Source organism: Streptomyces sp. NPDC031111, from assembly GCF_055570675.1.
Genome location: NZ_JBVIGS010000007.1, coordinates 52177 through 73703, shown reverse-complemented (window position 1 = coordinate 73703; position 21527 = coordinate 52177). Strand labels below are relative to the sequence as shown.

The following is a 21527-nucleotide window of genomic DNA, read 5'->3' as shown; positions in this document are numbered from 1 at the left end:
CATGGCCGGTAACTACTCCGCCGACATCCAGGCGATCCTCCAGGGTTCCCGGCACCTCGCCGACGCGGTCCGGTACGGCGACGCGCTGCTGCCCGGATTCGAGAAGGGCTGCGCCGCGTACGCGGGCTGGTGGGGCGAGGAGGGCGGCGACGACGAGTTCGCCAACGCGGTCGGATATCAGGTCCGGCTGGAGCAGGAGCAGGTGGCGGCCACGATCACGTCGATCACCGGGGGATTCCTGGCGCTGGTCGACGCGGTCGCCGCAGAGGCCGACCATGTGCAGCGGCCGCAGAACCAGGCGCTGGACGACATCGGGGCGCACGACACGGACGGCGAAAACAGGCGCTGAATGGCGATCACCTTCCCGGACGGCTTCCGGGAGTTCGTCGAGGTCTGGGTGGGCGCCAACGTCGCCACCGGCAACGAGGACCTGGGGTTCGCCAGCCGCGAGCCCTACTACACCGCGGCCGACGACGTCATGGCGCTGTCCGACGCGATGAAGGGAGCGATCTCCACCGCGGGCAACTCGCTCCCGCCGGAGATCGCCAAAGAGTTCGTCGCCGCGATGAAGCTCTTCGTCGACGACAACGGCCAGAACCACCTTCAGAAGTTCGCCGACGAACTCCGGGACATCGGCTCCCGGCAGGTGGACCGCTCGATGAAGCTCGCCGAGGGCAAGTACCAGATCCTCATCGAGTTCATCATCATGAACATCGAGCTGGCTCTGATCGCCGCGCTGGCCGTCTTCACCGGCGGTACGTCCCTCACCGAGATCGCCATCCAGAAGGCGCGCACCGGACTCGCCATTCTGCTGATCCTCCAGCGGCTGGGCCGCGCCGTCCCCACACCCCTCTCGGTGCTGCTGGAGGCCATCCAGGAGGCGTTCGTCACCTTCGCCGCGCAGCTGATCTCGATGACCGCGCCGGACGATCCCGACCGCCGGCGCACCCACTTCGACTGGAAGGACATCGGGCAGTCGGCGGTCGCCGGTGCCTTCGCCGGACTCTTCGGCGGGATCTTCTCCCAGTTCGCCGACCCGATCGTCCGCAACATCTTCAAGAACAACAACACGTGGAAGGAGGTGTTCGACCTGCCCCTCGCCTTCGTCAACGAGGGGCAGGCGGAAACCTTCGCGGAGGCCTTCACCAGCCTCATCTTCCTGGGCACGTTCGCCCTCAATCCCGCGACGTTCCTGAGCGCCGGACTCAGCGGCCTCGTCTTCGAAGCGGCCTCCACCGGCGCGGAGTACGGCGGAAAGTTCCTGTACGACAAGTTCTTCCGGAACCTGGACTTCGGCCCCGACGACATCAACCACTCGACGGGCGGGGGTGGTTACGGGAAGACGGACGACACCACGTACGAGACCCCGTACAACACGCCGAACAACATCACGTACAACACCCCGAACGACTACACGGCCGGACCCCGGCCCAGCCCCCGGACGTTCTCCACCGTCGACACCACCGACTCCTGGGACAACCCCTCCGACACCTACGACCACACCAGCGACCACACCTTCGACACGGCGTCCTCCGTCGGTGATACGAGCGACGTCGAATCGATCTTCAGCGACAGCAGCGACATCAGCGATGTTTCCTCCGTCTCGGATTACGGCTCCGACCACGGCTCCGACTACGACGCCGGCGGCCTGGTCAACGGGGGAACCGGTGCCCCGACCGGCCCGGGGGCGCTGGGCGGGGTCAAACCGTCGTACTCCACCACGCCCACCAGCACGGACGCCTACGGGAACGCCTACGGGGACCCCACCGTGGACGACGTGGACAACACGGTTCCGGAGCCGGAGTCCAACCTGGACCCGGACACCGTCTTCTCCACCCTCAACCCCCCGGCGACCACGACACCGGGCACCGACTGGACCGCCGACACGGACAACGGGCTGCCGACGAACATGCCCTCCACCGTCGGCTCCTCCGCCCCGGGACTGCCCCCGACCCAGACGGGCGGCAACACCTTCGCGCCGGACGAGTCCGAGCGGCAGTGGTCGACGAACGACAGCGAGACCTCCGAGGACATCCCCGAGGGCGTCCCCGAGGACCTCTCCGACGACACCCCCAGGGACACCTCCAGAACGCCGGAGACGTCGAGGACGCCCGAGACGTCGAGGACGCCCGAGACCCCGCACGCGCCGGACCGGCGGGACCAGCGCGCCCCGCAGGAGCCCCTCGCGCCCCCCGCCACCACCCCCGCACCCACCACGTCCCCCGCCCCGGCATCCTCCGCGCCGAACACCACCCCGCAGCACCGGCCGCAGACCGTCCCGCCCGGCGAGACCGCCCCCACCCCCGCGAACGCCGACCCCGTCACCACGGAAGACCCGGCCGTCAGCTCCCAGCCGTCGCCCTCGGACACCGGGACCCCGGCCGACACCCGCACGCCCAAGTCCGCGGAGCCGCCGGCCGCATCGGATGTGCCGCCGCCGTACCGGCCCGTCCGGACCGAGTCCGAGGAACTGCCGGTCACCGCCGACCCGCTGGAGCCGGCCCCGGCCGTCTCCCGCGAGGTGCCGTTCGTACCGCCCGGCACCGTCGACGGGATGCCGCTCAGCTCGCAGGCGCCCGCGGAGACACCGGTCGGCCCCGCCGGCCCCTCCTCCCCGTCCGACTCGCCCGGTTCCCCGGACTCGGTCGACATGATCATGGACTGGGAGGACGACGCGGACAGCGAGGACGACGGTACGGGCACCGACGCCCTCCACCACCAGGTGCTGACGGGCGCGTTCGGCCCCGGCATCGAGACGAACCGGATCTACCCCGCCCTCCGCGACGCCCTCACCCACCTCGACCAGCTCCGCCAGGCCGATCCCGCCCTGCGCGACGGCCCGCTCGACCTGGACGCCCTGACCCGCCGCGTACTGCTCCTGGACCCGGCCGCCCCGGTGACCGACGCGCAGCGCGGCGAGTTGTTCCGGGTGGCGACGGACCCGGCGGTGGAGTCGGCGGGCAGTCTGGCGGCGCTCGCCGCGTTCCACCTCCAGCTGCGGGGCGTACTGTCCGGCACGCGCGCGATGACCGCCCCCGGCGGCGCTGTCCGTGGCCGCAACTGGACGAACGCCCCGATCCCCGACCTGGACCTCGCCCACACCGGAAAGGCGGTCCGACAGCCCAACGGCGCCCTGGGCCGCGGCGATGTGAACACCGCTCCCTGGCACCGTCCCGGCGAGCCGGAGCCGTACGTCGTGATGGCCGAGGGCGACCACCGGCGGATCGTCGTACGCGGCTACGACGGCGCCCCGCGTCAGGTCCCGATCGACGTGTTCGCCGAACTGCTGGCCCTCGACCCGCAGTTGGCCGGGTTGCCGCCGGACACCCCCGTGGTGCTGCTCGTTCCCGACGCCGGTGCCCGGGGCCTGGATCTGCCGCGCCGGGCGGCGGACCGGATCGGCAGGGACGTCTGGTCGGCCAACGGCACCGTGAAGGTGTCCCCGCAGCAGGACCCGTCCCAGCCGTACGTCGTCTCCCTGCTGTTCGGAGAGGGGCTGCCCCGCGCCGACTGGATCCGCAGCACCCCCGGTCAGGTGCTCGACCCCGCCGAGTACGAGAACGCCCCGGCCTGGGAGCACGAGCTGCGGTCCCACAGCGTCGTCACCGAACGCGGCACCACCGTCGGCAGAGGCGTGTTCCAGGACTCCGAGGCCCCGCGCAGGATGGAGGCGCTGCGACTTGCCACGGAGTCGTCGGAGCTGTGGCACTACAACCCGGTGACCGGGGAGTCGGAACTGGACGACGAGCCCGTCCCGTTCGCCGGCAAACCGTTGTACGCCTTCAGCGCGCACGGCAAGTCCGGCGCGACCCGGGTACCGACCATGACCGACCCGGGCCACCACTCCCGGCAGCGGGAGACCGGCGGGATGCTCAAGCGGCGTCCGAGCCTCGCGCAGCTGCCCCGGGAGCACGCCGTCCTGATGGAGGCGTGCTCGAGCGCGACGCCGCCGGGTGTGGTTCGCACCTGCAGGGGCATCGACGACACCTTCGTCCCGGATCCGCTGGCGGTCGTCAGCGAGAGCCAGCACGTGGCCAACGAGACCGGGCGCACCGTGTACGGCGGCACCCACATGGTCAGCTTCGCGGTCCTGCCGGACGGGAAGTTCGTCCACCGCATGTACACGGACTCGCGGGGGCGGCGCGGCAAGTGGGTGGAGCACCGGCCGGAACCCGCCGGCGCTCTGCTGGACGACCGCGCCCGCGCGGCGGGCCTGCACACCGACCCGGAGGGACCGGCCTCGGAGGAGATCCGTGAGCGGACGCTGCGACTCGTCCGCGCGCTGCGGCTGACGTTCGGGGTGGCGATCGAGGACGACAGCCGCTACGGCGAACTCCTCGCCGGGATCGGCGCGCTGGAGACCATGCGCGCGGCCGACCCGCTCCTGCGTGACCTCGGCCCGTTCAGCATGGACCTGTTCGAGCGCGCCGCCCACGCGCACCAGCAGGGCACTCCGGGCCCCGACGCCTACCGCGCGCTGCTCGACCGGGCCACCGACGCGGTACGCGGACGACCGGGCATCGTACTCTCCGACTTCGTCGCCCTGCCCCACGTCACCGCCGCCGCGCAGCGGCTGGGCGGCCTCCCGGACCAGGACCTGGACGCCGAGGGCGCCCGCGTCCTGCGCCTCGACGACGGCCCCGCGGCCGTCGGGGAGCCCGAGCGGGCCCGGCTGTTCTGGGCGACGGTGAAGGCCCTCGAATGGGAAGGCCGGACCCCCGACCCGGACGCCCTGACCGGCAGGATCCTGCATCTGGAGCGGCCGGACCCGTCCCGGCGGCCCGAGCTGCTCGACCTGGTCGCGCAGGCGGCGGCCGTCGGTGTCGACGTGGACGACCCGACCGAACTGGGCGCCTTCCACCTGGAGACCCTGGGCGCCCTCGCGCCGGAGACCAGGCTGCTCGACCTCAACGGCGTGCCCACCGGACGCCGTTGGGCCCCGACCCCGCCGAACGCGACCACGACCACGGCCACCGACCGTGTCGTCGTCGCGGCCCCGAAACAGGGCGGCGGCTACCAGGCCGTGGCGCAGGAACGCCCGCCGTGGACCGCCCCCGACCGGTCACCCGGCTACCTGGTGTGGGCGGGCGGCGGCCGGGACCACCTCCTCATGAATCTGCCCGGCGGCTTCCGCGCCCGGGTGCCCTACGACGAGGTCGCCGCGCTGCTGGCCCGCGACCCGGTGCTCAACACCCTCCCGCAGGAGACCACGGACATCGTCCTGGCCGTCCCGAAGGCCGCCCCGGCGGCATCCACCGGACCGACCGCCGACGGCACCCCGGACACCGATCCGCGGGCCGTCGTCAGCGCCGGGACCGGTCGTGCCGTGTGGGCCTCGCAGGGCAGCGTGAGCCTGGCCCCGGCCGGCCCCTCGCGGCCGTACGTCCCCTCCCTGCTGCCGAGCGCGCCGGGGCGTCCCGCGGCGGCCGACTGGTCGGCCGTCCGGCCCGGCGACACCGGAGCGAACGACATCACGTTCGCGGACGGCCCCGCGACCGGGCCGCCGCCCGCCGCTCTCGCCGACCTGCTGGATCCCGGACCGGCCGGCGGGCTCGACGTGCCGCTGCCGAGCCTGGACGCCGTGCTGGCCGGCCCCGACGCCTCGTTGCCGGACCACCTGGACGACGCCTTGTTCGCGGACCCGGCCGACGAGCCGGACCCGCAGGAGGCCAGGTACCGGGAACTGCTGGCGGACGTGTACGGCCCCGACGCCCTGTCCGGCCCCCTGTACCCCGAGCTCCTCGACGCCATCACGCGCCTGGACCGGCTCCGCACGACCGACCCGCTGCTGGACCTCGGCCCGCTCGACCTGGACGCGGTGGCCCGCCGGGTGCTGCTCCTGGACGTGACCACTGCGGTGACCGGCGCCCACCGCAGCGCCCTCCTGGCGGCGGCGGGTCACCAGGCGGCGCGGTCGGCGACCGGCCTGGCCACCCTGGCGGCGATCCATCTGCGCGGCCAGGGCGCGCTGTCACCCAGCACCGCCCTGTCCACGGGCCCCGGCGGGCGCGCCCGCGGCCGCGACTGGACCCACGGCACCGACGGGCTCCCCGACCTGGACCTCACCCGTACGGGCAGCGACGGACCCGAGACCGACGGCGGCCTGTTGCCCGGCGACATGGGGACCGCGCCCTGGCATCGGCCGGGTGGCCCGGAGCCGTACGTCCTGAGGGCGGACGGCGACCGCGACCATGTCGTCGTGCGCGGCTTCGACGGCGCCCCGCGCGAGGTGCCGTACGACGTCTTCGCCGAACTGCTCGCCCTCGACCCGGAGCTGAGCGGACTCCCGGCGGACGTGCCGGTGCTGCTGCTCGTCTCCGACGCCGGCGCGGGAGGTCTGGAGCCGCCGCGACGGCTGGCGGACCGGATCGGCCGGGACGTCTGGTCGGCCAACGGCGCTGTGGGCGTGGCCCAAGGGCCCGACGGAACCGCCTCCCACCCCTACGCGGTGGCGCTGCGGAGCGGCCGGCGCGCCGACCGCACCGACTGGATCCGCAGCTCTCCCGGCCTGCTGCCCGACCCCGCTGAGTCCGCCGACGCCCCCTACTGGGAACAGGACCTCCAGTCCCACACCATCGTCACCGACGACGGGCCGATCGGCAGGGCCGTGTTCCGGGACGGCGAACGCGTACGACTGCTGCCGGGGATCCGGCACGCGGCGACGGCCACGGAGCTCTACCACGTCAACCGGCTGGACGGGACGTGGACCAAGGACGACCGGCCCGTCCCGTTCGCGGGCAAGCCGGTGTACGTCTGGGCCGCGCACGGCCTGCCCGGCGAGACGGCGCTGCCGACCCGGTCGAACCCCCGCCACCGGAAACGGGAGCGGGCCACGGGCGGCATGCTCAGGCGCCGTCCGAGCCTGGCGCGGCTCCCCAAGGACCACGCCATCCTGATGCAGGAGTGCTTCGCCGCGACACCGCCGGGCCTCACCCGCAGGCGCAGACTCGTCACGGACACCTTCGTCCCCGACCCGTTGGCCGACGTCAGCCAGAGCCAGCACGTGGCCAACGAGACCGGCCGGACCGTCTACGGCGCCACCCAGGAGGTCGGCTTCAAGCAGTGGGACGACGGCCACGTCTCCCACTTCATGATCACGGACTCGCGAGGCCGGCGCGGAGAGTGGGTGGAGCACCGGCCGGAACCCACCGGCGCCCTGCTGGACGACCGCGCCCGCGCGGCGGGCCTGCACACCGACCCGGAGGGACCGGCCTCGGAGGAGATCCGTGAGCGGACGCTGCGACTCGTCCGCGCGCTGCGGCTGACGTTCGGGGTGGCGATCGAGGACGACAGCCGCTACGGCGAACTCCTCGCGGGGATCGGCGCGCTGGAGACCTTGCGGGCGTCCGACCCGGCGCTGCGCGACGTCGTGCCGTTCAGCCTGGACCTGCTCGAGCGCGCGGCCCGCGAGATCCTCGCGACGGAGCACGGCGACCCGGACACCGAACCGGGACCCGACGCCTACCGGGACCTGCTCGCCAGGGCCGTCGACGCCGTGCGCCTGAACCCCGGCGCCGTGCTCACCGACTTCGTGACCCTGCCGCACGTGACCACCGTGGCCGAGGGGCTGAACGGTCTCACGGACGAGGAAGTGGACGCCGAGGCCGCCCATGTCCTGGGGCTGGACCCGGACCGGGCGGACATCGGGGCGCCCGAGCGGGCACGCCTGTTCTGGGCGACCGTGAGGACCCTGGAATGGGAGAGCAGGACCCCCGACCCGGAGGCCCTCACCGGCAGGGTGCTGCACCTGGACCGGCCGGACCCGTCCCGGCTGTCCGATCTCCTGGAGCTGGTGGCGCGGGCGGCGTCCGTCGGCGTGGACGTGGACGACCCGACCGCGTTGGCCGCCTTCCACCTGGAGACCCTGGGCGCCCTCGCGCCGGACACCCAGCTGTTCGACGAAGCGGGCGCCCCGGCCGGCCGGAGCTGGGTGCGGGGAGCGCCGGGCGCGGCGGTGGACGTCGGCACCGCCCTCGTCATGGCGGCGACACCGGACGGCGGCCACCGTCCGCTGCGCCGGGCGAAGATGCCCTGGACCGCCGACACCACCAGGCCCGCCCCGTACCTGGTGCGGGGCGATGCCGGGCCGGACCATCTGACCATGGAACTGCCCGGCGGATTCCGCGCCAAGGTCCCCTACGAGGAGCTCGCCGAACTCCTCGCGGTGGACCCGTCGCTGAACGACTTCCCGCGCCAGGCCGACATCGTCCTCGCCTCCACGAGCACGACCACGACCCCGACGGACCCGGGGACCACCGACCGGCGGGCCCTCCTCGGCGCCGGCACCGCTCGCCGCGTATGGACCTCACCGGGGCCCGTGGGTCTGCTCGCGCAGAGCGACCCGTCGAGGCCGCACGTCCTCTCCCTGCTCCCCATGGCGGACGGCCGGCGTCAGCAGGCCGACGACTGGTCGGCCGTCAGCCCGGCCCCCGCGTCCCCGGCGAACACCCCCATACCGCCCACCATGGCCGCGACGACCGGCGGCGTGACCGCGACCGCTCCCGGCCCGTCGTCCCCGGACGCCCCGCGTCTCGACCGCACCCTGGCGCCCCCGCCGAGGCGCCGCGCCCCGGCCCGGTTCCCGGACGGCAGGCGGATGCCCGCGTACGTCGACGACCTCCCGTCGCTGCTGCCGTCCCGGCTGACCGCCGCCGAGCTCGAACAACTCCTCGCCAATCCGAGCACGTTCGGTCAGAGCACGGTCGTCCTGCGCGGCCTCGACCAGGCCCTGGACACGATCGACAGCGAACTGGGGACCAGGCCGGACGCCCGGCCCGCGGACGGCGCCCAGCTGCTGGACGACATCCGGCAGACGCTCCGGGACAAGCCGAAGACGCTGGCGGACGGCGGGGGACGTCCGTTCCCGTACGTCAACGCGGACGGAAAGGCCCGCGTCCTGTGGATCAGAGCGCGTCACCACGGCAACTGGGCCCCGTTCGACGACGGCATCGGTGACTCGACGAAGATCGACAGCATGCACCGGGCGGCCGCGACCTTCGGGCTGACCAAGAACATGCAGGCCAACTCCCAGTACGGCCTCGGCGGGCCGATCGGCCCGGCGGGCACGGCCGCGTTCGGCGGCTTCGGCCGTCTCGCCCTGCGGTTCGGCTTCATCAACAAGGTCGGCTACACGCTGACCGACCAGCGCATGAACCAGATGGAGACCCGGACGCTGGACAAGTCCCGCTCGTACCTGGACGACATCCACTACGAGATACGCGTCACCGACCCCGCCGGACGGGTCGTCACGGGCACCGACACCGACCCGGCCGCGCCCGCCCGGTTCACCTTCGGCATCCGCAAGGGGCTCTCGGTGCGGCTCCCCGACAGCGTGACGAGGATTCCGGAGCCGGGCCGGATCCCCAGGTCGATCGACCTGGACCGCGACTCCCAGTACCGCTTCGTCCGCATCGAGGGGTTCGGCCCCGTCGCGGCGATCCGCGACTGGGCCGCCGCACAGATCGGAGCCCTGCCCGGCAGCTCCGCCTACACCGAGCTGGACATCTTCTTCTCCGGCGACAGCTTCCAGCGGCACGGCGGCACGATGGCGCGCGGCCGCATCACCACCCCGCCGCTGTTCGCCGACGACAAGAAGAAGTCACCGCTGGGCGTCTTCGTCGTGGAGGAACTGATTCCGCAGTCGGCGGTGCTCGTCGGGGAGACCGACCAGGCCGAGATGCGGGACATCAACACCTCGACGGTCCGCAGCGAGCGGAGCCGGGCACAGGGCAGGAGCCTGCTGCTGCAAGCCGTCGCCGGACCCGCCTTCAACTTCTTCGACCCCGGCACGGCCCCCTTCGACCTGCGGCTCCAGGTCGGGCCGACCGTCCAGTACTCGTACGCGAAGACCTGGTCGGTCGGGCTCGGCGCGGCCGGCACCCTGAAGTCGGCCGGACAGGTGAAGGGCCCCAGGACCGCCCTCTACCTGGTGGTGAAGTCGGTGCGGGTGCGGCGGGCCGGCGACAACGGGCCGCCGACGCGCTTCCTCACCTGGAGCCTGGACCGGATGACCAGCTCCGAGGCGCGGCGGCTGGCCGGATGGGACGACGGGACCTCACTCGCCCTGCGCAACGGCGCCGCCCCGCCGTTCGTCCCGGCCTATCTGACCGTGGACCGCCCGCGCACCCTGGGCATGCACCGGGTGAAGGAGTTCGCCTTCGACGACGGCCGCCGCACCCGTGTCACCCCGGACGCGGCGGACGGCGTCGGCCGCACCCTGCTGGACGCGTTCGCCGACGGCGTGGTGGACGCCATCTCCAATCTGCGCCAGGGGCTCGTGGTGCCCCTCGACCAGTTGCTGCCGCCGAACCTGCCGAAGGGCTGGCGCGCCGGCCTGGGCGCCCTGCTCCAGCGCGAGCCCGACCGGGTGCTCCGGGCGGCCGAGAGCCTTCCCATGCCGCCCCGCTGGACCGACCCCGTCAAGTACCGGATCGCGCTCCAGAACACCTTGCAGGTCCTCGGTGTGCTGTCCCAGCAGAACGTCACCGCGAACCTGGAGGCCCTGACCACGATCGGCCTGCCGATCAGACTCACCGACCCCGACTCCGTCGGACAGACCTACTACACCGTCCGGGTGCACGGGACCCTGACCGGGCGGCGGTACGAGGGCAAGGACGTCGACGAGGGAATGCGCTTCAGCGCCCAGGGCATCGACCGGCTCGACGGCCAGACCAGCGCGAAACGGGGCGTGGACCTGGGCTTCGAGGGCACGTTCTCGGGCCGCGACAACAACGTCGACGAAGCGGGACTGCCCCGGAACACGCTCGGGCTGACGCTGGGGGCGCGCCAGGGATGGCAGTGGGAGGCGGAGACCGCCTTCGGCTCGACGGTCACCAACGAACCGATGTCGGTGAGCAACCAGCCCACCCACCTCTACCGCTACGACCTCTCCCTCACCGCGACCATGGGCGGCTACTGGCGGCCCCGCGGCCTGATCCGCGGCCTCGGCCTCGGGCTGCCGGGCCTGCTCGTCCTGGACGAGCCGGTCAACGTGCTCTTCGGCCGGACGCCGCTGGGCCACCTGCGGGGCGGCGGCCCGATGACCGGCCAGGTGCTCATCGGCGTCCCCGTCCAGCACACCCCCGACGCCGACCCGTACGCGGACGGGGCGCTCAACCCCTATCTGTCCGACGAGCCCGCACCCACGTCCCTGTCCACCGAGCGGGCCCTCGCACTGGCGAAGGGCGACCTCGTACTGCCCGCGGGCCCCGACGCGAGCCAGCCCGCCGGGCGGCTCGCCGACCGCGGGACACGGCAGTTCGAGGAGTTCCGGCAGCATCCGTTCGTCATCGTGAACATGGTGCTGTCGCCCGCGCTGCTCGCGGAGGTGGACCGGGTCCTGCGAACGGCGTCGGGCAGTGTCTGGCAGCTGGTGAAGGAGGGCGCCGCCACCCGGGACGCGATCGTCCGCACCTTCACCCCCCAGTACCTGGCGTCGAGCTTCGACCAGAGCTCGGGGCCGCTGGGCCTGGTGGGCAGCGGCCTGCTGGGCAAGGGACCGTACGGCGAACTGTGGGGAACCTTCCGGTACGCGACGACGGTCGGGAACCTGCGTGCCCTCACACCGTCGATGTCCATGGACACCGAGATGACGCTCGGCGGCACCCGGCAGGCCGCCGGCAAGATCAGCAACAGCACCAGCTTCGTCTTCGGCGGCCAGCTGGTCTACTCCGTCGCCCAGAATCCGGGACACGGCCTCATGGGCGCGTACGGAATCGTCGCCAACCCCCTCTCGACGTCCCACGCGCACAGCCTCAGCGTCGTACGCACGGTCGTCGCGGACATGAACCGCAAGGGCTTCACCCACCAGGTGCTGGTGGCCGGCGACGTGCAGCACTGGTTCGCGCTGCTCTCCAGCCGGCTGGGCACGGGCCGCATCGGTACGGCCGCGGCGGCGAGCGCCCTCGTACCGCGCTCCCTCGCCGGAGCGGCGGGGACGGCACTGACCAGCCCCGGCGGTCTGCTGGGACACCTGCCGGAGAAGAGCGCGCACCGGATGGGGCTCATCGACGACGGCATGGGCGACGTCCCCCGCTACACCGCTCACGTGTGGACACCGCAGCCCTGGATGCGCGGCGCCGCCTTCGGCACGTACGCGGTGAACGCGCTGGACCCCACGGACGTCCTGCTCGCGTTCGACAAGCGGATCCGGCGACTGGGGCTCGACGACGAGAGCCGGGAGCGGATCCGGCAACTGGTGACGGGCCGCGCCACCCGGGCACTGAAGGGGGAGATGACGACCACCGGCCCGTCGACCCTGGTCACCTCCGGGAGGTGGGGCTGGGACAGCGTCCGGATCGGCAGTCGGCGGGTGCGGGCACGCGTCGAACTGATCCCCGGGACACCCGTGTTCGACGGACTCGACCACAGTGCGGAGCTGGAGGAGAACCGGAGAGCCATCGAGACCGCCCAGCAGAACTCGGAGTCCTCGTCCGGGGCGGACCTGGGCTTCCTGACCAGCCAGCTGGTGTACACCGGCAACGCGCAGGTCGCGGCCGCCGGACCCACGTACACCGAGGGCGGCTCGAACCGGAAGACGGTCGCGTCGAGCCACACGGTCACCACCGTCACCATCTACCGGGCGGCGTCCACCGAACCGCACGCGGAGGTCCTCACCCCCTACCGGATGCGCATCACCCTGGAGGCCGACGACACCCCCAACACCGGCGCCCCGGCCGACCCGGACCTGGAAGAGGCGCAGTCCACGGCCCTCGACCGCTTCCGGGGCCGGCTGCGCATCGTCGAGGAGGACGACGTCGGTGAGCTGCGCGAGCACGTGCCGCTCAGCCTGATGGAGCCGACGCGTCCGGAGGCGGTGGACGGGACCGGCCCGTCCGGACCCGGCCGGCTGCTGCCCGCGCCGAACCCGGCGGCCGACCCCGCTCTGACCGGTCCGCCCCGCCCGGTGCCCCTGCCCATGGCGGGGGACGAGCTGACGGTCCGTGACGGGGACGGCGTCACACGGCCGTTCACCTTCCCGGAGAACGGCATGCACCCGCGCGGGATCATCGGCATCGAGAACATCCGCATGGCCGGCGACCTCCTCCTCACGAAGGCGTACGACGTCGGCTTCTCCCTCCGGGCCCTGGAGGACGAGGACGGTCCCGACGACGACACCCTCACCGAACTCCTGCGCAGAACCAGGGAGACCGGACTGACCCGCCTGGGCACCGGCTCGGCGCAGGCACTGGAGGACGGCACCAGCTCCACCGCGATCACGGCGTTCTTCCCGCGCACCACCGAGCCGGACGGCTACCAGGTGGCGGGGCTGACCGAGAAGTCCCTCGTGGGCACCGACACCGGACGGCTGACGCTGCGCTCGGCGCCCGACTTCAGCCGCGCGCTGCTGCTGACGGTCGCCGACGGCAAGAAGCTGGAGGTGCTCAGACGGTACGGGGACAACGCCGGCACGTCGTCGTCCGTCGAGCACGGCCAGTCCTCGGGCTTCGGCGCGGGCTTCCTGTACGACTCTCCCAACAACGCCGGACTCAACCAGATCGGTGTCTTCGGTCCCGGCCCCAACGACCTCGACGGCGACGGGATGCCGGTCGGGGACGACCACCTGACCTCCCGCAACCTCAAGCCGAAGACGGGCCGTTCGTTCCTGTTCGCCGTCCCGGCCACCTGGATCGGCGTCGGCGACGTGCACCGCGGCATCGTGGACTCCAGACTCGCCAACCGGATCCGTGGCGGGACCTTCGCCAAGGCCCGGTCGGGTCCGCAGGCGATGAAGTCCGAGGCGTACGTCGTCACCTGGATCCGGGAGGACGTCGCCCGGGAGCTGCGGATCATCACCGACGCGAACTTCCCCGAGCGCGTCGCGAAGGCGTGGGACGCGGTCGAGAGCGCGAGCAAGGCGTGGGTCGACGCGGACAAGGCCTACTGGAAGAAGCGGCGGGCCTCCGGCGGGCTGCGCGCGGACCTCGACGCCGCGCAGACCGCCCTCGACGACGCCGCCGCGGTCGCCCGCGCGGCGGCACGCCCGGTCGACCTCGCCAGGACGGGCGTCGAGGACGCGGACCGGGCCCTGACACGGGCCGAGGCCGACGCACGCCGGGACCACGGCATCGCGGACGCGAACGTGGCCGCCGCGCGGGCCGAGGTCGACGCCCTCCCCGACGGGGAGTACACCCAGCCCGAGCACGACGGCTGGGCGGAACTCCTGCGGGACGAACGGGACGCCGCCCTGGCCCGCCTCGCCGACGCGGAGGACGCCGCCGGGAAACTGCGGAAGGCGGCCGATCTGCGGCTGGAGACCGCGCGCACCGAGAAGGCGCTGGCCGACGCGCGGCTCGACGCGGCCCTGCTGTCCGCGAGAGCGCCCGGCCGGGCCCTCGACGAGGCCACCGCCCGCCGGGACACGGCACGCGACGCCTTCGACACCCGGCGCGCCGAGCTGGACGCGCTCAGGGACACGGCGGAGAAGGCCGCCGCGGAATACCACCGCGTACGGGCCGGGGCGGACCAGCTCACCCGCTGGCACCGGCTCGCGGCCACCGCGGAGGGCCGGGAGGAACTGGACGGCCTCGCCGAACCGCCCCCGGTGACCTACGAGGCCCCGCCCAAGGCGCCCGCGCCGAAGGCCCCGGCCCCGCCCCGCTACACCAGGACCGGCACCGCACCGGACGTCGTCCTCACGTCACCCACGAACGAGAGGTACACGCTCCAGGACGTGCCGAGGGACGGTGACGCCTTCTTCCGCGCGTTCGCCCTCGGCCTCGAACGCGCCGCACCGGGGCTGCTCGCCGCGCAGGGCGTCGACCTCGACGATCCACGGGCGATGTCCGACCTGCGCCGCAGGATGGCCACCTGGCTCACCGACCACGCCGACGAGGACCTGCTGGCCGCCGTCGCCCCCGACCACACCGACGCCTTCAGCGCGGAGGAGATCGCCGCGGCGGGCCTGGACCTCGGAACGGACACACCCGGGCGCCGTGAGTTCGACGGCCTCGGCGGACTGGTGCCGCACGCGGTCGACCTGACGCCCGAGGTACGGGCCGAACTGGCGATCGCCCAGCTCCTGCGCCGAGGTGACGCCCCGTCCGAGGCCGGCTGGAACCACGCCGCGTCCGACCTGCTCCCGCTGCTCGCCGCACGGACCTTCGGCGTGCGCGTCACGGTGGTCGGCAGCGACGGCTCCTTCCAGGACTTTCACCCCGGGGGCCCCACGGGGGACCCGGCCCTCCACACCCTCGTGGGGGCGTCCCCCCACTCCGACGCCCAGGTGGTCCTGAGCCTCGACGACCGCCACTACCAACTGGCGCTGCCGACCGCAGCGGCTCTGCCGAAGGCCCCGGAGCCGCCCTCGAAGAGCGCGGAGCCCTTGCCGAAGAGCGCGGAGCCTCTGCCGAAGAGCGCGGAGCCGCTGGTGAAGGCCCCCGAGCCGCTGCCGAAGAGCACAGAACCGTTGCCGAAGGGCACGGAGCCGCTGGTGAAGGCCGCGGAGCCCCTGCCGAAGAGCGCGGAGCCTCTGCCGAAGGCCTCCGGGCCGCTGCCGAAGAGTACAGAACCGTTGCCGAAGGGCACTGCCCCCCTGCCGAAGGGGGCCGAGCCCCCGCCCAAAGCGGCACACGCGACCAAGCCGCCGGCCCCGAAGACGAAGGCCGTGGAGCCCGAGGTCACGGGGCCGAAGGGCGACAAGAAGATCCCCGAGCCGGAGCGCGACAGCGGCCCGGCGAGAGGCCGCCGCGTACCCGTGCCCGGCACGGGCGAGTGCCTCCTCTACTCCGTCATGGCCGGCGACCCCGTGCACATCCGAAGCCGTCTGCCCGGACTCGCCGCCACCGACCCCGCCGCCTACGACTGGCTCGGGAACCCCGACACCGTACGCCGCGAACTCCGCACCACGACCGGCCCTTCGCGGGTCGTGCTGAGGGCCATGCGGTCCTATGTCGAGGGCCATGTGGGCCGCAGTGGAGGGCGGCTGCACCCGCAGGTCGTCGGCCAGTTCCGGCAGACCGTCGCCGACGAGTTCGCCACGCGCGTCCGGGGAATGAACCGGGCCGAGATGCTGGCCCTCCTCGACCACCACGGCATCCGGCGCGTCCCCGTGGCCGAGGCCCTCGATCCCGCCGACCTGCTGAGGCGGTACGTCGACGCCCGCATGGCGTCGGAGCCGGCCGACCCGGCGATCTCCCCAGAGGACGCCCGCGCCGTACTGGAGACGGACGCCGCCGAGAACATGAGCCCGCGCCAGATGTTCGAGCACCTGGAGCGGAACGACCTGCTGCCGACGCCCGGCGACCTCGACGACACCGCCCTGGCCCGCCTGCTCCGCACCGCCTACACCCAGAGCGCCGCGCCGCTGGACGACACGGAATCGGCCAGGCTCATGGACGCCGTCGTCAACTGGGAGCGCCGCTGGGGGACGCCGGAGGGAGAGATCTTCCTGCCCCTTCTCGCGCACGCCTTCGACATGCGGGTCGACGTGGTGCAGTCCTTCCCGTCGGGTGCCCGGCGGGTCAGCGAGGCGGGGCCCGACCACGCCACGCGGCAGACGGAGGTCTACTACAACGGCGTCAACCATTACGACGGCAGCGACGCCGGCGCCCGCGACCGGTTCGGCGACCCGGTCCTCCCGAAGCGGATCAAGGACGAGGAGCGCGACCCGGACGGCGACGTACGGCTGAACCCCTTGTGGGTGCCGTTGGACGAGGTCGACCCGGACCTGCTGATCACCGGGAACCACGACGCGGTGTGGCTGTACACGGTGACCGACGACGGGCGGGTGGTCCTGGGCACGGAGGACCTGAGCGGGATCATCACGCCGGAGCAGTTCGACGCGCTGCTGGCGGGGATGCGGGAGAAGGACCCCGACCTGACGGCGGAGTCGCTGCGCAAGACGCTGGACGGGCTGGGCCACACGGGCATCGCCGCCGGTTTCGTCGACGACGGCGGTGTGACGGCCGGCCGTACGCTCCCGGGGCGCAGCCGGGTGTCCGGCGAGTTCCGCTGGAGCGCGGAACTGCGTTCCTGGGTGGTGAACGACAAGTCGGGCCGCTACATGAGCGAGACGGTCCGCCCGGGCCTGGACGCCACGGAGGCCGCCGACTGGCTGACCAACGTGGCGGCCCTGTTCAGCGCCCGACTGGGTGTCGTCGTCGGGACCGACCAGGTCAAGACCGCCGCCCCCGCCCCGCCCCCGCCGACGGAACCCCCGCCGCCACCTGCGGCCCCGCCCCCGCCGTCGGCCCCCACCACCACCCCGGCCGACCGCGATGTTCCGGCCCCGCTGGAGAGGGCCGGGGCGGACAAGCCGAACGGTGGCGACACCGCCGAGCTGGACGTCGCCCGCCGGGTCGGTGCCGTGCTGCACGGCCTCGGCCACCCGGTGCTGCTGTCCGGAGCCGCCCGCGGCCGGGTGCAGTTCGGTCAGGACCGGCCGCTGGGCGCCGTGGAGTTCCAGCTGTCCGCGGCCGCCCTGCCCGCCGTCGCCGCGCTGCGCGGGGCGCTGGAGCGGGAGATGCCCGGAGCGTCCGTGCGGATCCGGGCCGTCCCGGGCGACGGCGGCCGGGTTCTCGACCTCTCGGTGAACGGCGTCGACCTCATGGTCACGGCGGTGGACCGGCCGGCCCCCGGCACCGTCACGGTCGACGGCTTCACCGTCCCGGCACCCGCGGACTCCGTGGCCGACGCCGCCCTCGCCCTCGCCACCGGAACCGACCCGGAGCTGCGCGCACGCGACCTCCTCGACCTGCTGTCGGCGCTGCACCGCACGCCCGCCGACAGCCCCCGTACGGTCACGCCGGCCCTCGCGCACGAGGACGCCTACCGCACCGAGCGGCCGGCCGGCGCCGCCCCCTCCCTCGCCGTACGGCTCAGCGAGCTGCTCGACTCCGCCGCCCTGGACCCCGAAGCCCTCGCCCGCCACGAGGACACCTGGCGCGCCCTCGGCGTCCCCGACGAGCAACTGCCCGCACTGCGCGACGCGTTGACCGACCTCGCCGACGCGTTGCGGGTCCATCCGGAGGTGACCGAGGACCCGGTGCGCGCGCTGGCCGCGCGGCTGCCCGGACTGTCCACCGCCGACCGCGACGCGACGCTGGCGTCCCTCCCGCCCGCGCACCGTGAGCGGTTGGCGAGTGATCCCGTGCTGGTGGACGCCCTGCGGGACGGGCTCGACCCGGCCGAGTTCGCCTCGGTGGCGGCGCACCTCATGACGCAGGTGCCCGACGGGGTGGAGCAGCCCGTCTCCGCCGGTGACCGGGCCCGTGTCCAGGTCGCCCGGCTGCTCCAGGACCCGGATGTCGCGGCGCGGTTGCTCAAGGGCGGCTCGCGGGTCGTGGTGGTGCCCAGGAGCGAGGCCATGACGTCCCTGGACGCCTTCCGTCACCTGCGGGGCGCCGTCACCGACGACGGCCGTCCCTGGGAGACCGTCCGCGGTGCCGGACTGCGCAGCGCGGCCGTCACCGAGGAGAACCTGCTGGGTGAGCGCCCCACGGCCCCCAAGGGTGAGTCCGCCCAGGCCGACGGCTATTCGACCACGGTGCACGAGGTCGCCCACACCGTGCACCTCTACGGCCTGGACGCCGCCGACCGACAGCTCGTCACCGATGCCTTCCGGGCCACCGAGCAGGCCGGCGAGGAGGGAGCCTGGCCCGACGGCGACCTCCACGGCCACGACTCCGACGGCCGTCGCAGCGCCCCCAACTACAGCAGCCGGGACGAGCGCGAGTTCTTCGCCCAGCTCACCAACGTCTATCTCATGGCCAACGGCGGGACCGACCCGTACACCGGTCTGCGGCGCAACAACGAGGGCCCGGAGTGGGTGCGTGCGCACCAGCCGGCCCTGTACCCGTTGCTGCGCCGGCTGTACGGCGAGGGCCCCCCGCCCCGGACCCGTCATCCGCGCAGCGTGGAACCCGCCCGTCCCCGCGGGGTGCGTCCCGCGGCGGTCAACCCCGTCGAGGCCACCGACGTCGAGAACGAGGCGCTGGCCCGCGCCCGTGCGCTGTGGGACGTAGCCGAGGGCGTCCCGGGTGACGACAGCGACTCGTACGTGGCCGTGCGCGCCCTGTGGGACGGCACCACCGGCGCACACACGCCGCGGCCGCACACTCCCGCGCCGTTGCCGCCGCCGTTCCCCGCCCCGGTACCGGCGGTGCGGTCCGCCGCCGCACCGCCGCCCACCGACAGCGCGGTACAGCGACGGCTTCAGGAACTGCGGGCGGTCGTCGACGCCACCTTCGGCTCCCAGCCGCTCACGCAGGAGCTGCGCGACGGACTGTTCAACGCGCTGCGCGTGATCGAATCGGCGCGCGCCGGGCACCCCCGCTTCGGCGCCGCCCTGGACCTGGACGGCATCACCCGGACGCTGTTGCATCTGGCGCCGGACGCCCCGGTGGACGCGGCCCAGCACTATGACGCCTTCACCCTCGCGAGCAGCGCCCACCGCCGGGGCCGCGGCGGCAGCCTGGACGCCATCGCCGCCTACGGGCTGACCCGGCAGGGCTACGCACAGCAGTCCGCGCTCAGCGGGGACGACGGCACGCCGTACGGCAGGAACTGGACCGGGCGGACCGGTATCCACCTGCACATGGACGTCGTCGCCGATCCGCAGGGCGTTCACCCCTCGCCCTGGGGGGCCGACGCTCACGCGGTGCTCGCCGAACGGAACGCCGAGGGAGTGGTGCTGGCGAACGGGAAGCCGGTGTCGGACGAGGAGTTCGCCGAACTGGTGCTGCACGACCCGGGGCGGCGGCCGGACGTGCCCGTGGTCATCCTGATCGCCGAGGAGGACGGCCGCAACGAGGCCCTCGCCCGGGTGATCGCCGACCGCACCGGCACCCGTGTCTGGTTCACCTACGGCGACCTGCGGCTCGAAACGGCTCCGACCGGCCGCCGGGTGCCGGTCCTGGCCGCGCCGGCCTCCGGGAGCGAACCGGCGGGGACCTGGGTCCCCGCCGACCCGGGACTGGTCCCGGACGACCCGGCGGCCACCGTCAGGGCATCGAACGGCACCGTCTTCCCCGACGCCGACATCCACTCGTACCCGCTGGTCACGGTGGACGGGCAGGCACTGACCGGGCGGGCGTTCCTCGACGCGCACGACATGGCGCTGCGGGAGGAGGCCCTGCGGGTGGTGGCCGCCATCCAGCACTACACCAACTTCAGGGAGGGGCTGCCGGGTGTGTACCCCGCCAAGGAGAGCGGTCTGCTGTCCCTGCCGCGGGGCCTGGCCGACTCCTACGTCGCCGTCGGTCACGGCGACAGCGGACGCACCACCGCGCCCCGCCACAGCACCGGTGCCAATCAGGCGCTCCACCCCCGGCAGCTGGGCCGGGTGCTGGCACGGCGCAAGAGCCTGCGGGCGCTGCCCCCCGAACGGCCGGTGTGGCTGCTGCTCTGCGAGCTGTCTATGACGCGCGCCGACCAGGACCTGCTCGCCCATCCCTCCTCCGCCCAGTACGTCGCCAACGAGACCCGTCGCACCGTCTTCACCGTGGACCGCCAGGTCTCGGTGAGCGAGGCCGAGGGCGGCATGCCGCCGCGCCTGATCGTCTACGACGACCCCGACAACCCCGCCGGGCACATCGAGGAATTCCGTCCCGAGCCCGGGACCGACGCCCTCGACGCGCTCGCCGACCTGGGCGGACTGCCCAACGGACTGCCGGGGCGCACCGACCGCGCCCTGCACTGGGTACGGGCCCTGCGGCAGACCCACGGCGTGCACATCGACTCCGACCCGGCACGCGAGGCGGAGTTCCACGAGCTGGTCGAGGGCTTCGGCGCCCTCGAAAAGCTCCGGTTCCAGGCGGCGGGCAACGCCGACCCCGGCCTGCTCACCTGGGGCGGGCTCCGGCACGTCGTCGGCCAGTACGCCGCCGGGCAGGGCTGGGACCGGTCGCTGACCGCCGGGTCCCTGGCCCACCTGTTGCGCGCCGCACGCGCCGGCCACCTGCGGCCCTCCGACGCCGCGGGCCCCACCGCCCCCGCCGCGCCGCCGGCCTCCACCGCCGACGACACCCCGCTTCAGCCGCCGCCCCCTGAGGAGGTCCGGCGCCGGTGGATCGCCGGCCAGGTGAGCACGGAGGACCTGCCCGGCGACCCGCCGGGATTCACCGGCGGCGAGATCGTCACCCTGGCCGAACTGAGGGACGCCGACATCGACATCACCCCCGGGATGGACGTCGAGGCGCAGCTCGGCGGAGGCGTGCGGGGGAGCGGGCTGGCGCGGCTCGACCAGGTGCGGCTGCTGCTGGCCCGCCCCGGCCCATGGCCGGACGCCCTCGACGCCGTCGCGGCCGCGGTGTCGCGCCGGATCTGGCGCTCGGCCTTCGACGACTTCCGGAGCACGACCGCGCACCCGGACGCGGCCCGGACATGGGACACGGCCCTCGGACTGCTCCTGCCGGGCGAACCGGACTCAGCACTCGCGGACTGGCGGTACACCGACGAGGCGTTCCGCGCCGCGGTGCGCCGGCTCGCCGTCCTCCTCGCGGGGCGATCGCCGGACCCCCGAACGGTCGAGAGCCTCGCCGCACGCCTCCGCGAGAGTCTCGGCCTGGCGACCGCGGGTGTCCCCTAGG

The 21527-nt window shown here is 73.7% G+C and carries 2 protein-coding genes; both read left to right on the top strand.

The annotated features are described in order from the left end of the window. Nucleotide 1: 1 nt before the first annotated feature. On the top strand, nucleotides 2-349 hold the full coding sequence (locus ACZ470_RS16330; protein WP_468427705.1) for a hypothetical protein: 348 nt from the start codon (nucleotides 2-4) through the stop codon (nucleotides 347-349). Continuing rightward, nucleotides 350-21526: a lonely Cys domain-containing protein gene (locus tag ACZ470_RS16325; RefSeq protein WP_468427703.1), complete on the top strand. Its 21177-nt coding sequence runs from the start codon at nucleotides 350-352 to the stop codon at nucleotides 21524-21526. The last annotated feature ends 1 nt before the right edge of the window (nucleotide 21527 follow it).